The organism is Brevibacterium samyangense, from assembly GCF_039529845.1.
Classification (GTDB): Bacteria; Actinomycetota; Actinomycetes; order Actinomycetales; family Brevibacteriaceae; genus Brevibacterium; species Brevibacterium samyangense.
Genome location: NZ_BAAANO010000017.1, coordinates 56,630 through 70,796 on the forward strand (window position 1 = coordinate 56,630; position 14,167 = coordinate 70,796).

Annotated in this window: 14 protein-coding genes; all 14 read right to left on the reverse strand. The window is 69.2% G+C overall.

The window, feature by feature from the left end; genetic code table 11:
* Positions 1-102 precede the first annotated feature (102 nt).
* Positions 103-1,386: a bifunctional phosphopantothenoylcysteine decarboxylase/phosphopantothenate--cysteine ligase CoaBC gene (coaBC, locus tag ABD172_RS09445; RefSeq protein WP_344309055.1), complete on the reverse strand. Its 1,284-nt coding sequence runs from the start codon at positions 1,384-1,386 to the stop codon at positions 103-105.
* Positions 1,383-1,700, reverse strand: coding sequence for a DNA-directed RNA polymerase subunit omega (gene rpoZ, locus ABD172_RS09450; protein WP_344309057.1), 318 nt, complete (start codon positions 1,698-1,700; stop codon positions 1,383-1,385). The genes coaBC and rpoZ overlap by 4 nt, the downstream gene beginning before the upstream one ends.
* 157 nt (positions 1,701-1,857) lie before the next feature.
* Positions 1,858-2,436 (reverse strand): guanylate kinase, encoded by a 579-nt coding sequence (gene gmk, locus ABD172_RS09455; RefSeq protein WP_344309059.1) that lies wholly within the window; start codon positions 2,434-2,436, stop codon positions 1,858-1,860.
* Complete coding sequence (gene mihF, locus ABD172_RS09460; protein WP_344309061.1) at positions 2,433-2,750, reverse strand: integration host factor, actinobacterial type; 318 nt, start codon at positions 2,748-2,750, stop codon at positions 2,433-2,435. The genes gmk and mihF overlap by 4 nt, the downstream gene beginning before the upstream one ends.
* 61 nt (positions 2,751-2,811) lie before the next feature.
* Positions 2,812-3,681 (reverse strand): orotidine-5'-phosphate decarboxylase, encoded by an 870-nt coding sequence (pyrF, locus tag ABD172_RS09465; protein ID WP_344309063.1) that lies wholly within the window; start codon positions 3,679-3,681, stop codon positions 2,812-2,814.
* Positions 3,678-6,950 (reverse strand): carbamoyl-phosphate synthase large subunit, encoded by a 3,273-nt coding sequence (gene carB, locus ABD172_RS09470; protein WP_344309065.1) that lies wholly within the window; start codon positions 6,948-6,950, stop codon positions 3,678-3,680. Before carB ends, pyrF begins: the two co-directional genes overlap by 4 nt.
* A gap of 29 nt (positions 6,951-6,979) precedes the next feature.
* Positions 6,980-8,158, reverse strand: coding sequence for a glutamine-hydrolyzing carbamoyl-phosphate synthase small subunit (carA, locus tag ABD172_RS09475; protein WP_344309066.1), 1,179 nt, complete (start codon positions 8,156-8,158; stop codon positions 6,980-6,982).
* Positions 8,155-8,652, reverse strand: a complete 498-nt coding sequence (locus tag ABD172_RS09480; RefSeq protein WP_344309068.1) for a PH-like domain-containing protein — start codon at positions 8,650-8,652, stop codon at positions 8,155-8,157. The genes carA and ABD172_RS09480 overlap by 4 nt, the downstream gene beginning before the upstream one ends.
* The gene (locus ABD172_RS09485) at positions 8,640-9,950 is read right to left on the reverse strand and encodes a dihydroorotase (protein ID WP_344309070.1); all 1,311 of its coding nucleotides are present in this window, start codon (positions 9,948-9,950) and stop codon (positions 8,640-8,642) included. The genes ABD172_RS09480 and ABD172_RS09485 overlap by 13 nt, the downstream gene beginning before the upstream one ends.
* On the reverse strand, positions 9,947-10,987 hold the full coding sequence (locus ABD172_RS09490; protein WP_344309072.1) for an aspartate carbamoyltransferase catalytic subunit: 1,041 nt from the start codon (positions 10,985-10,987) through the stop codon (positions 9,947-9,949). The genes ABD172_RS09485 and ABD172_RS09490 overlap by 4 nt, the downstream gene beginning before the upstream one ends.
* The gene (gene pyrR, locus ABD172_RS09495) at positions 10,984-11,556 is read right to left on the reverse strand and encodes a bifunctional pyr operon transcriptional regulator/uracil phosphoribosyltransferase PyrR (RefSeq protein ID WP_344309075.1); all 573 of its coding nucleotides are present in this window, start codon (positions 11,554-11,556) and stop codon (positions 10,984-10,986) included. The genes ABD172_RS09490 and pyrR overlap by 4 nt, the downstream gene beginning before the upstream one ends.
* 205 nt (positions 11,557-11,761) lie before the next feature.
* Positions 11,762-12,247, reverse strand: a complete 486-nt coding sequence (gene nusB / locus ABD172_RS09500) for a transcription antitermination factor NusB (protein ID WP_344309077.1) — start codon at positions 12,245-12,247, stop codon at positions 11,762-11,764.
* Complete coding sequence (gene efp, locus ABD172_RS09505) at positions 12,244-12,807, reverse strand: elongation factor P (protein WP_344309078.1); 564 nt, start codon at positions 12,805-12,807, stop codon at positions 12,244-12,246. The genes nusB and efp overlap by 4 nt, the downstream gene beginning before the upstream one ends.
* Before the next feature lie 252 nt (positions 12,808-13,059).
* Complete coding sequence (aroB, locus tag ABD172_RS09510) at positions 13,060-14,166, reverse strand: 3-dehydroquinate synthase (RefSeq protein ID WP_344309081.1); 1,107 nt, start codon at positions 14,164-14,166, stop codon at positions 13,060-13,062.
* Position 14,167 lies beyond the last annotated feature (1 nt).

Below are 14,167 nucleotides of genomic sequence, written 5' to 3' on the forward strand. Positions count from 1 at the left end.
CCCTCATGACGTTCTGTGACATGCGAGACGGACCACAGTCCGCGTAGCTGTGACGTTCCGTGACTCGGTAGTGAGGTGGCGGTGTGGCGTCGGCGGGTGAGGTCACGCGAGGAGAGCGGCCGCGGCCGTGAGGATCTCGCGGGAGACCGCGTCCTTCGTTCCCGAGGCGCGCGCCACCTCGGCGACCGTGTCACCGGACACCGGGTCCTCCGAACGCCGGTACACGACAACGGAGTTGTCCTCCGTGCCGAACGCCCTGCCCGCGGAGACGTCGTTGAGCACGAGGAGATCGCAACCCTTGCGGAGGATCTTCGCGCGGGCGAGGTCCTCCGGGGTCGCGTCCGCGCTCCCGGTCTCCGCGGCGAAGCCGACGATGATCTGACCGTCCGCACGGCCGGCCACGAGTCCCTTGAGGACGTCCGGGTTCTGGACGAGTTCGAGGACGAGCCCGGCGTCCCCGGACTTCTTCATCTTGTGGGTCGCGACCTCGGCCGGGCGGTAATCGGCGACCGCGGCGGTCATGATCACGAGGTCCGCGTCAGGTTGCCGGGACACGAGCGAGTCCTGCAACTGCGCCGTCGTCTCCACCGGCACGACCTCGACGGAGGGATCGTCCGCGACCGGAGCGAGGACGGCGGACTCGACGTTCGCGGCGACGAGGGTGACGTGGGCACCGGCGGCCGAGGCGGCGGCGGCGAGGGCGACGCCCTGCTTCCCGGAGGACCGGTTGCCGAGGAACCGAACCGGGTCGAGAGGTTCCCGGGTGCCGCCGGCACTCAGGAGGACGTGACGGCCCGTGAGGAGGAGGGGCGCCTCGGGAGAGGAGCCGTCCGCGGGACAGGAACCGGCTCCCGACTGCGAGCGGTCGAGGACCGCGAGTGCGTATTCGACGATCTCCGCGGGTTCGGGCAGACGCCCGGGGCCGGAGTCCGGCCCGGTGAGACGCCCGACGGCCGGTTCCATCACGTGGTGGCCGCGGGCCCGGAGGGTGGCGACGTTGTCGACGGTCGCCGGGTGCTGCCACATCTCGGTGTGCATCGCGGGGACGAACACGACGGGCGCGGTGGTGGTGAGGAGGGTCGCCCCGAGGAGGTCCCCGGCGAGGCCGGCGCGGGCCTTCGCGAGGACGTCCGCGGTAGCGGGGGCGACGAGGACGAGGTCGGCGGTCTGCCCGATCCGGACGTGCTCGACCTCGTCGACCCGCTCGAACACGGTGGTCTGGACGGGTTTCCCGCTCAGGGCCTCCCAGGTCGCGGCCCCGACGAATTCGAGTGAGGCGACGGTCGGGACCACGCGCACGGCGTGGCCCCGGGCTCGGAGATCACGGACGACGTGACAGGCCTTGTAGGCGGCGATCCCGCCCGATACCCCGAGAACGATGTTCACTGCTCGAACGGCACTTCCGTTTCGAAGCCGTAGTCCTCGGCGACGGGAGCCGCGAAGTCGGACTCACGCGGTTCGCGGATGAGGATCTTGCCGTCGTGGACCTCGCGCATCGCGATGGACAGCGGCTTCTCGTTCGGTTCCGGGGTGACGAGCGGTCCGACGTTCTCGAGCAGTCCGTCCTGGAGCTGTGCGTAGTACGCGTTGATCTGACGGGCACGCCGCGACGCCTGGATGACGAGCTCGTACTTGGAATCCGCTCGTTCGAGCAGTTCGTCGATCGGCGGGTAGGTGACGCCTTCGGGCTGAGTGGACACGCGGTCTCCCCTGTTGTAGCGAGTGGTCGGGATCCTCCGGACCCCGATTCAGGTCGTTCAGTGCAGTTCGCTGAGTACAGTTCACTGGGTGCAGTTCACTGAGTGCAACTCACTGGGTGCACGCCGGACGGTGACGCACACCGGATGGGTGCGTCGCTCAGGCGACGGACAATCCCATCAATCGTACTAGTTCCTCCGCCGCGGCACGAACGTCGTGGTTGACGACGGTGTGGTCGAACTCGGGTTCGCACGCGAGCTCGACCTTCGCGGTCTCGAGGCGGCGGGCCTGTTCCTCGGCGCTCTCGGTGCCGCGGCCGATGAGGCGGCGGACCAGTTCGTCCCAGCTCGGCGGGGCGAGGAACACGAAGCGCGCCTCGGGCATCGCCGCGCGGACCTGGCGCGCTCCCTGGAGGTCGATCTCGACGAGCGGCGCGAGCCCCTGTGCGAGTGCCTCGAGAACCGGGGCGCGCAGGGTGCCGTACCGGTACTTGCCGTGCACGGTCGCGTACTCGAGCATCTCACCGGCGGCGATGAGCTCGTCGAACTCCTCCTCGGTCCGGAAGAGGTAGTGCACGCCCTCGATCTCGCCGGGCCGCGGGGGCCGGGTCGTCGCGGAGACGGAGAACCACACCTGCGGGAAGTGCTCCCGGATGTAGGCACTCACGGTGCCCTTGCCGACGGCGGTGGGCCCGGCGAGAACGGTGAGGACGGAATTCTGTGCTGTGTGTGACGTCACTGAGTGTCGAACTTCTCCAGGAGTGCTGCCCGTTGGTGGATACCGAGGCCCTTGAGCCGTCGGGACTCCGCGATCCCGATCTCCTCCATGAGGGATCCGGCGCGGCGGTCACCGACTCCGGGCAGCGACCGCAGCAGGTCGTGCACCTTCATCTTGCTCACGGCCTCGTCGGTGCTCGCTGTCTCGAGCACCTCTGACAAGGTGGTCGTCCCCGCTTTGAGCGCGGCCTTCACTTCTGCGCGAGCCTGCCGTGCCTTGAACGCCTTGTCCAGGGCGGCGGACCGTTGTTCCGGCGTCAGTGGTTCGAGTGCCACGTCGTCTCCTCACGATGAGAGATGTTTCCCACAGGAAGTGTTGTCCGTGGGGAAGCTGCCCTCAGTGTAGGCCCGAAGCCCGGAGGAGAACACCGGTCGTACGCGTGATTTCCGAGGTCATGGCCTCGGTGGACGGCCCGTTCGAGAGGATCGACCGAGAGGCGTTGACGAGCACCCGGCGGGACCGCCAGCTCTCGCCGAACACGGTCTCCAGATCCTCCACGGTGCCGCCCTGCGCACCGAAGCCGGGGGCGAGGACGGGGCACCCGAGCATGCCCAGATCGATCCCGAGGCGCGCCGCGGCATCGCCGATCGTCACACCGACGACGAGCCCGGCCCGCGGGGAGCCGACCTCGGCGTTGAACCTTTCGACTCCGACGGCCATCTCCGCGGCCACCGGCAGCCCCGCGGTCGTGACCGCGTGCTGGACCTGCGGTCCGTCGGGGTTGCTCGTGAGCGCGAGGACGAAGATCCCCGTACCGAACTCCCGCGCCGCGTCGAACGCCGGCGCGAGCGACCCGAACCCGAGGTACGGCGAGAGCGTCACGGCGTCCGCCGCGAGCGGGGAGGACGGATCCATGTACGCCTGCGCGTAACCGGCCATCGTCGAGCCGATGTCTCCGCGTTTGACGTCGAGGACCGTGAGGAGCCCGGCCGCGTTCGCGGCGGCGAGAGTCTCCTCGAGGACCGCGACACCGCGGGAACCGAAGCGCTCGTAGAACGCCGACTGCGGCTTCACGAGGCGCACCGGACTCGCCGCGCACGCCTCGATCACGGCGAGGGAGAACTCCCGGGCACTCTCGGCGGTGTCCGGCAGACCCCACGCGGCCAGGAGTGCCGCGTGGGGGTCGATGCCGACGCACAGCGGTGACTGCGCGGCGGCCTCCTGCCAGAGCGTGCCGAAGTCCTGTTCGGCGGTGACGAGCGTCATGCCCAGTCCTGGAGGGACTTGACGTCGAAGGCAGCGGCGCGCTGCACCTCGATCGCGGCGACGGCGGCACTGAACTCGGAGACCGTGGTGACGAGCGGGATCGAGGCGGCGGTCGCGGCCGCGCGGATCTCGTACCCGTCGGCGCGCTCCTGCCGTCCCTGCGGGACGTTCACCACGAGCGAGATCTTGTTCTCGGCGAGATCGTCGAGGATCGTCCGGTCGTTCTCCCCCGCCTCGAAGTACTTCGGCAGACGGGTCGCCTCGATGCCGTAGCGGGCGAGCACCGCCGCGGTGCCGTCCGTGGCGACGACCTCGAAGCCCATGTCGACGAGCTGCTTGACCGGCAGGACGGCCGACCGCTTCTCGCGGTCCGCGACGGAGACGAACACCGTGCCGGAGTTCGGGAGCGCGGAGCTCGCGGCGAGCTCGGCCTTCGCGAACGCCTTCGGGAAGTTCACGTCGATGCCCATGACCTCACCGGTCGAGCGCATCTCCGGTCCGAGGATGGAGTCGACGACCTTGCCCTCGGGGGTGCGGAACCGGCGGAACGGCAGGACCGCTTCCTTCACCGCGATCGGGTGGTCGAGGCCGAGGGCCGAGCCGTCGCCCTCCTCGGCGAGGAGCGTGCCGCGCATGCTCTCGATCGTGCGACCCACGGAGATGAGCGCAGCGGCCTTCGCGAGCTGGCGCCCCGTGGCCTTCGAGACGAAGGGCACGGTGCGCGAGGCGCGCGGGTTCGCCTCGATGACGTAGAGGACGTCGGCGGCGACGGCGAACTGCATGTTGAGCAGACCGCGCACGTTCGTGCCGCGGGCGATCGCCTCGGTCGCGGTCCGGACCCGTTCGAGCACACTCGCGCCGAGGGTGATCGAGGGGAGGACGCACGCGGAGTCACCCGAGTGGATGCCGGCCTCCTCGATGTGCTCCATGATCCCGCCGATGTAGATGTCGGTGCCGTCGTAGAGGGCGTCGACGTCGATCTCGACGGCGTCCTCGAGGAAGCGGTCGACGAGGACCGGACGGTCGGCGGAGATCTCCGTCGCGGACTCCATGTACTCGAAGAGCTGCTCCGTGTCGTACACGATCTGCATACCGCGGCCACCGAGGACGTAGGACGGGCGCACGAGCACCGGGTACCCGATCCCGAGCGCGATCTCCTTCGCGCCCTCGTACGTGGTGGCGGTGCCGTGCTTGGGAGCGACGAGACCCGCCTCGTCGAGGACCCGGCCGAACTCGCCGCGGTCCTCCGCGAGGTCGATCGCCTCGGGCTGCGTGCCGAGGACGGGAACACCCGCGGCCTTGAGCTTCGCGGCGAGGCCGAGCGGGGTCTGCCCACCGAGGGTGCAGACGACACCGGCGACCGGTCCGGCCGCGAGCTCGGCGTGGTACACCTCCATGACGTCCTCGAAGGTGAGCGGCTCGAAGTAGAGACGGTCGGCGGTGTCGTAGTCGGTCGACACGGTCTCCGGGTTGCAGTTCACCATGACGGTCTCGTAGCCGGCCTCGCTCAGCGCCATCGTCGCGTGGACGCACGAGTAGTCGAACTCGATGCCCTGGCCGATGCGGTTCGGGCCGGAGCCGAGGATGATGACGGCCTCGCGCTCGCGCCCGGCGACCTCGGTCTCCTCGTCGTAGCTCGAGTAATGGTACGGGGTGTGGGCCTCGAACTCGCCGGCGCAGGTGTCGACGGTCTTGAAGACCGGGCGCAGGCCGAGGGCGTGGCGGACCCCGGTGACGACCGCCTCGTCGAGCCCGCGGAGCTCGCCGATCTGGGCGTCGGAGAAGCCGTGGTCCTTCGCGAGGCGGAGGACCTCGAGGGACAGTTCGGGCGCCTCGGCGATCGCTTTCGCGACCTCGTTGATCAGCTGGATCTGGTCGAGGAACCACGGGTCGATGTCGCAGGCCTCGTGGACCTCAGCGACCGTGAGGCCGGAGGCGAGACCGCGTTGGACGACGTGGATCCGTTCGGTCGTCGCATGGGCGATCCGGGCGAGGACGTCCTCCTTCACCGCGGGGTCCGTGAGGTCGTAGAGCGTCGACCAGGAGAACGCCGAACCCTTCTGCTCGAGCGAGCGGAGGGCCTTCTGGAGTGCGGTCGTGAAGTTGCGGCCGAGGGCCATCGCCTCACCGACGGACTTCATGGTCGTCGTGAGGGTGGGGTCGGCGGCCGGGAACTTCTCGAACGCGAACCGCGGGATCTTCACGACGACGTAATCGAGCGTGGGTTCGAAGGACGCCGGGGTCACCTTGGTGATGTCGTTCGGGATCTCGTCGAGCGAGTAGCCGACCGCGAGCTTCGCGGCGATCTTCGCGATCGGGAAGCCGGTCGCCTTCGAGGCGAGGGCCGAGGACCGGGAGACGCGCGGGTTCATCTCGATGACGACGATGCGTCCGGTGTCGGGGTCGATGGCGAACTGCACGTTGCAGCCGCCGGTCTCGATCCCGACGGCGCGGATGATGTCGATCCCGATATTCCGCATGTTCTGGTACTCGCGGTCGGTGAGCGTGAGGGCCGGTGCCACGGTGATCGAATCACCGGTGTGGACGCCGACGGGGTCGAGGTTCTCGATCGAACAGATGACGACGCAGTTGCCGTTGTGGTCGGCCATGAGCTCGAGTTCGAACTCCTTCCACCCGAGGATGGACTCCTCGAGGAGGACCTCGGTGGTGAGGGAGTCGACGAGTCCGGCACCCGCGATGCGACGGAGGTCTGTCTCGTCGTACGCCATCCCGGAGCCGAGGCCGCCCATCGTGAACGAGGGCCGCACGACGAGCGGGTAGCCGAGCTCGGCGGCAGCAGCGAGGCACTCGTCCATCGTGTGGGCGATGACGGAGCGGGCGACCTCGCCGCCGCACTGCTGGACGATCTCCTTGAAGAGCTGGCGGTCCTCACCACGGTTGATCGCGTCGACATCGGCGCCGATGAGTTCGACACCGTACTTCTCGAGGACGCCGGCCTCGTGGAGATTGATCGCCGCGTTGAGCGCGGTCTGTCCGCCCAGGGTGGGAAGGATCGCGTCGGGGCGTTCCTTCGCGATGATCGTCTCGATGACCGCGGGGTCGATCGGTTCGACGTAGGTCGCGTCGGCGATCTCCGGGTCCGTCATGATCGTCGCCGGGTTCGAATTCACGAGGACGACGCGCAGGCCCTCCTGCTTGAGGACACGGCACGCCTGGGTGCCGGAGTAGTCGAACTCGCAGGCCTGGCCGATGACGATGGGGCCGGAACCGATGACGAGGACCGACTTCAGGTCTTCTCTGATGGGCATTGATGTTCTCCTGGATCGGTTCGGGCGGCTCAGGCGTGCGCGGCGTCGGTGGACGCGGCGGGAGCGGCGGTCATGAGTTCGACGAAACGGTCGAACAGTCCACGCGAATCGTGCGGGCCGGCCGCGGACTCGGGGTGGAACTGGACCGAGAACGCCGGGACGTCGAGGCAGCGCAGTCCCTCGACGACGTCGTCGTTGAGGCACACGTGGCTCACGGTCACCCGACCCCAGTCGGCGTTCGCCGGGGCGGTGACCTCACCGCTCGTCGGTGCGTCGACCGCGAAGCCGTGGTTCTGTGCGGTGACCTCGACCCGGCCCGTCTCGCGGTCCATGACGGGGACGTTGATGCCGCGGTGACCGAAGGGCAGCTTGTACGTGCCGAAACCGAGCGCCCGGCCGAGGAGCTGGTTGCCGAAGCAGATGCCGAAGAACGGGATCCGGGCGTCGAGCACCTTCCGGAGGATGTCGATCTGGGTGTCCGCGGTGCCCGGATCGCCGGGGCCGTTCGAGAAGAACACACCGTCGACGCCGGTGCTCCCGAGTTCCGCGAGCTTCTCGAACGGGAAGTCGGACGGCACGACGTGGACGTCGATGCCGCGCTCGGACAGCTGCTGCGGGGTCATCGACTTGATGCCGAGGTCGTACGCCGCGACGGTGAGCTTCTTCTCCCCCACGGCCGGCACGAGGTACGGCTCGTCGGTGGAGACCTCGTCGGCGAGACGGGCGCCGGCCATCGACGGCTGGGCCTTCACCTCGGCGAGGAGGTCGGCGACCGGGCGGGACGCGGCCTCGCCGGAGAAGACGCCGATCCGCATCGCGCCCTTGTCGCGGAGGTGCCGGGTGAGGGCGCGGGTGTCGACGTCCTTGATGCCGACGATCCCGAGGCGCTGCAGGCGGGTCTCGAGGTCCTCGGTGGTGCGCCAGTTCGAGGAGATCCGGGAGGCGTCGCGGACGACGTAGCCGGACACCCAGTAGCCGAGCGACTCGTCGTCCTCGTCGTTGACCCCGGTGTTCCCGATGTGCGGGGCCGTCTGGATGACGATCTGCTTGTGGTACGAGGGATCCGTGAGGGTCTCCTGATATCCCGTCATCGCGGTGACGAAGACGGCCTCGCCGTACGCGGTGCCGACGGCACCGTAGGCATGGCCGGACATCGTGCGGCCGTCCTCGAGGACGAGCACGGCGGGTGTGTGGTCAAGAAGGTTCACGAGGACTCCCCGATGAGCTGGCGGATGGATTCGATGACGTGTGTGCGGTCGGCGGCGGCGCGCGTGCGGAAGCCGGTGTCCACGGCCACCTCGCCGAGCGTCCAGGTGATGACGACCAACCCGTCGCGTTCGACGAACTTGCCGATCATCCCCGAGGCGGTCCGGACGCCGGTGATCGCCGCGCGCGGGATGAGGAGGTCGTCGGTGCCCGCGCGGTCGAGGATGATCCCGTCCGCGGCGATGCTGAGCTCGGCGTCGGTGCGGACCCCGAGGTGGTGCGCCTGCACGCGTTCGAGCGGCTGGTCCGCGAGCGTCGTCGCGACGTACATGCCGGGCACCGGCCCGGCGAGGACCGCGGTGCCCGCGGCCGGACGGGCGGGAACCGGGAACCGTGCGGCCTGCTGTGCGCGCTTGCGGTTCCACCCCCACCACATGAGAGCGAAGAGGACGATGACGACACCGACGGTGAGGAGAGTCGGGATCAGTCGATCCATGCCCCTCCTCCGGTGGAGATCGGGTGCGCCGTGGTGAGCGCACCGTCGGCGACGACCCGGTGGCCGTAGAGGAAGGTGTGGACGATCCGGCTGCCGACGGACAGGCCGCGGAAGGGGTTGTTCCGCCCCATCGTCGCGTGGTCCTCGGGAACGATCGTCTCCGCGGCGGCCGGGTCGACGAGGACGAGGTTCGCCCCGGTCCCGGCGGCGAGCGTGCCGTGGTCGGACAGCCCGGAGATCTCCGCGGGGCGGGTGCTCATGACGCGGGCGACGTCGGACCAGCCGAAGTCGTGGTCCTTCATCGCCTCGACAACGACCTGCAGGGCCGTCTCCATGCCGACCATGCCCATCGCGGCGGCGGTCCACTCGCAGCACTTGTGCTCGGCGGGATGGGGCGCGTGGTCGGTACCGACGATGTCGATGGTGCCGTCCGCGAGGCCGGCGCGCACCGCCTCCACGTCCTCCTGGGTGCGCAGCGGCGGGTTCACCTTGTAGACCGGGTCGTAGGTGCGCACGAGCTCGTCCGTGAGGAGGAGATGGTGCGGGGTGACCTCGGCGGTGACGGCGACGCCACGGGACTTCGCCCAGCGCACGAGATCGACGCTGCCCTTCGTCGACAGGTGGCACACGTGGAGGCGGGAGCCGACGTGCTCGGCGAGGAGGATGTCACGGGCGATGATCGCCTCCTCGGCGACGGCCGGCCATCCCGCGAGCCCGAGTTCGGCGGACACGACACCCTCGTTCATCTGAGCGCCCTCGGTGAGACGCGGATCCTGCGCGTGCTGCGCGATGATGCCGTCGAAGCTCTTCACGTACTCGAGGGCCCGACGCATGAGGAGCGGATCGGAGACGCAGTGCCCGTCGTCGGAGAAGATCCGGACGCCGGCCCGGCTGCGGGCCATCGCACCGAGCTCGGCGAGCTGCGTGCCCTCCTGGCCGACGGTGACGGCACCGATCGGCACGACCTGGGTCCAACCGGCCTCTCGCCCGAGGCTCCAGACCTGTTCGACGACCCCGGCGGAGTCCGCGACGGGAGCGGTGTTCGCCATCGCATGCACGACCGTGTACCCGCCCCGTGCCGCGGCCTGCGATCCGGTGAGGACGGTCTCGGCGTCCTCCCGTCCGGGCTCGCGCAGGTGGGTGTGGAGGTCGACGAGGCCGGGCAGGGCGACGAGACCGGAGGCGTCGACGACGTGGTCGGGATCCGTCACGGCGTCCACGAAGCGACCGTCCTCGATCGCGATGTCGCGGACCTCTCCGCCGAGGACCGCGGCTCCGGTGATGAGGATACGGGTCACAGTGTTCCTTCCTGTCCGGCCGGGGTGGCCTGTTCGGGGGTGAGGGCGGTCCCGACGGCTCCGCCGGTGCCCGGGGCGCCGGTGAGGAGCCGGTACAGCACGGCCATACGCACGGCCACACCGTTGGTGACCTGGTCGAGGACGACGGCGCGCGGCGAATCGGCGGCCTCCGCGCAGATCTCGAACCCGCGGTTCATGGGGCCCGGATGCATGATCGCGGTGCCGGTGGGGAGTGCGCGGTAACGCGCGGGCGTGAGTCCCCACAGACGCGTGTACTCGCGGGTGTTCGGGAAGAACGACTGGTGCATGCGCTCGAACTGCACGCGCAGCATCATGACCGCGTCGAAGGTGTGGTCCGCGAGTGCCGCGTCGAAGTCGTAGTAGACCTCCGCCGGCCAGGTCTCGACGCCCCAGGGCAGGAGGGTCGGCGGTGCGATGAGCACGACCTTCGCGCCGAGGGTGCCGAGGAGGTGGACGTTCGACCGGGCGACCCGGGAGTGGAGGATGTCGCCGACGACGGCGACGGTCGCACCGGTCAGATCGGTCGACCAGGCGCCGCGGGCGGCACCCGAGACGGGAGCCCCGTGGAGCACTCTGCGCAGGGTGAACGAGTCGAGGAGGGCCTGCGTGGGGTGTTCGTGCGTACCGTCCCCGGCATTCACGATCGGGGCGTCGATCCAGTCGGAGTGCGCCAGGCGGTGTGCCGCACCCGAGCCGGAATGCCGGACGACGACGCCATCGGCACCCATGGCGGCGAGGGTCTGCGCGGTGTCCTGCAGGCTCTCGCCCTTCGACACGCTCGAGCCCTTCGCGGAGAAGTTGATGACGTCGGCGGACAGCCGCTTGGCTGCGGCCTCGAAGGAGATGCGGGTCCGGGTCGAGTCCTCGAAGAAGAGGTTGACGACGGTGCGACCGCGGAGGACCGGGAGCTTCTTCACCTCGCGGCTCATCGCCTCGGACATCTCCTCGGCGACGTCGAGGAGGTCGATGGCCGCGGCACGGTCGAGATCGGAGGCCGAGAGGAGATGGCGGGTCATGCCTCCACCTCCGCCGCGGGGGCGTCGGTGGGCGCGGAGATCGTCACCGCATCCTCCCCGTCGATCTCGGAGACACGCACGGAGACGCGTTCGGAGACCGCGGTCGGGAGGTTCTTGCCCACGTGGTCGGCGCGGATCGGGAGGGCGCGGTGGCCACGATCGACGAGGACAGCGAGGCGCACCGCGGCCGGGCGGCCGATGTCGGAGAGCGCGTCGAGTGCGGCGCGGACGGAACGACCGGAGAAGAGGACGTCGTCGACGAGGACGACGGTGCGACCGTCGATCCCGGAACCGGGGATCGTCGTGGGTTCCGCGGCGCGCAGCCTGCCCGATCGCAGGTCGTCGCGGTACATCGTGATGTCGAGGGCACCGCAGATCTCCGCGGGGTCGATCCCGGGTTCGATCTGCGCGATCCGCGCGGCCAGGCGGGCCGCGAGCGGGGCGCCACGGGTGGGAATGCCGAGGAGGACGAGTCCTTCGGCCCCTTTGTTGGCCTCGAGGATCTCGTGCGCGATCCGGGTGACGGCGCGCGAGATCTCCGACGCATCGAGAACTGTGCGAGTACGCAAAGCATCTGCCCTTCTCCGCCTCACGGGACGGTTATTAAAGGAACGCTGATGTGTCGTCCTCCAGCATAGTCCTTCGTTCCCGGCGCCCCACACGCGGGTGGTGTGAGGCACACCTCATCGGTCCCGGACCAGGGCACGAGGCGACGCAGATGCACGACAGGCCCGCACCGGTGGGGGTGCGGGCCTGTCGGGGAGGTGGAACGTGTCACTCGGAGGGGCGGTCCGCCGCCTCGGGAGCCTCCGGATCTGCGGGCGCTTCCTGCGCCTCGGAACCCTCGGTCGCCTCGGGTCCCCCGTTCCGGGAGGCGCTGAGCGCCGAGAGGACCCCGCCCAGGAACTTCGGCGACTCGTCCGTCGAGAAGGTGCGCGCGAGCTGCATCGCCTCGTCGATCGCGACGGGGTCCGGGACCTCGTCGTTGTGGAGGATCTCCCAGCCGGCCACGCGCAGCAACGCGCGGTCGACGGCGGGCATCCGATCGAGGGACCAGCCCTCGGAGTGCTCCGCGATGAGGTCGTCGAGTTCGTCACGGTGCGTGACGACGCCGTCGACGATCTCCACCGCGTACGGCTTCATCGGGTAGTCCGGATCGTTCGACCGCAGCCGGATGAGCTCCGTCTCGGTCATTCCGCGCTGTTCGGCCTCGAAGAGGATCTCGAGAGCGCGACGCCTGGCACGGGTCCGGGAGCTCATTCCTTGACGCGTCCGAGGTAATCGCCGGTCCGGGTGTCGACCTTCACCTTGGTGTTCGGCTCGAGGAAGAGCGGCACCTGGATCTCGGCACCGGTCTCGAGGGTGGCGGGCTTGGTGCCACCGGTCGAACGGTCGCCCTGGAGACCCGGCTCGGTCTCGGTGATGGTGAGTTCCACGGTCGCGGGGAGTTCGACGTAGAGCGCGGTGCCCTCGTGGAACGCGATCTGCACGACCTGGTTCTCGAGCATGTAGTTCGCGGCGTCACCGACGAGTTCCGGGGACAGCGAGACCTGGTCGTAGTCCTTCTGGTCCATGAACACGTAGTCGGAACCGTCGTGGTAGAGGTACTGCATGTCGCGGCGGTCCACGGTCGCGGTCTCGATCTTGATGCCGGCGTTGAAGGTCTTGTCGACGATCTTGCCGCTCAGCACGTTCTTGATCTTGGTGCGCACGAAGGCGGGGCCCTTGCCCGGCTTCACGTGCAGGAACTCCTGAACCTGCCAGAGCTGGCCCTCGAGGTTGAGAACGGTACCGTTCTTCAGATCATTCGTCGTTGCCACGTTTCTTCCTTCGGTCTTCGGTCGGACGGACGAACGCGCCTCGAGTTCCGCCGGGCCGGACCGCTCGGGATCGGTCCCGGGCGATTCATCACTGGAATCATCACCGGGGGCCGACCGCACAGGAGGAGGACCACAGGGTTTTCAGGCGCACCGGTCGTCGATTTTACCAGTGCGGGGACCGGCCCCCGCGCACGGGGCATCGGACCGGGACCCGCCGGGGCCCGCTCGGGGCACCGGACGGGCCCCCGCCGCTCACAGCAGTGAGATCTTCGGCGAGTCGACGCCGATCTCCTGGTACGCGGTGAAGAGGATCGAGGTGTCCGGCACGTCGAGGACGACGGGACGGGCGAGCTCCTCGAGGACGACGAACCGCATGAGGGAACCACGCGACTTCTTGTCCCGGCGCATCGTGTCGAGCAGCTGAGGCCACTTGTCCCCGCGGTATCCGGTCGGCAGGCCGAGCTTCCCGAGGATCGCCCGCAGTCGGTCGACGACCGCCGGATCGAGGTTCTTCGCCATGACGGAGAGTTCCATCGCGAAGACCATGCCGACCGCGACGGCGGCGCCGTGCCGCCATTGGTAACGCTCGGTCCGTTCGATCGCGTGACCGAGGGTGTGACCGAAATTCAGGATCTCGCGGCGGCCGGACTCCGTGAAGTCGCCGCTCACGACCTCGGCCTTCACCGCGATCGTCCGTTCGATGATCTCCCGGAGGGCCGGGGAGGTGGGATCGGCGAGGACCTCGACATCCGTCTCCTCGAACAGCTCGAGGATCCGGGGGTCCGCGATGAACCCGCACTTCACGGCCTCGGCGAGGCCCGTGAAGAGTTCGTTGCGCGGCAGCGTCGCGAGCGAGTCCATGTCGACGAGCACTCCGGCGGGCGAGTGGAAGGCACCGACGAGGTTCTTGCCCTCGGCGGTGTTGATCCCGGTCTTCCCGCCGACGGCCGCGTCGACCATCCCGAGGACGGTGGTCGGGATGTTGACGTAGGTGATCCCGCGCAACCACGTGGCGGCGACGAAACCGCCGAGGTCGCTCACCGTTCCGCCACCGACGGTGACGATCGCATCGGAGCGGGTGAAGTCGCTCTGGCCGAGGACCTGCCAGCAGAAGGCCGCGACCTGCACGTGCTTGGCCTCCTCGGCGTCGGGGATCTCGACCGAGATCGCCTCGTAGCCGGCGGCCTTGAGGTCCTCCTGGACGACCTCGCCGGTGCTGCGCAGTGCACGCGGGTGCACGACGAGCACCTTGTTCACGCGTCCGCCGAGCAGTGCGGGCAGTTCTCCCATGAGACCGGAGCCGACGATGACCGGGTACTCTCCCCCGGCGTTCACCTGGATCCGTGTCGTTTCCGTCATG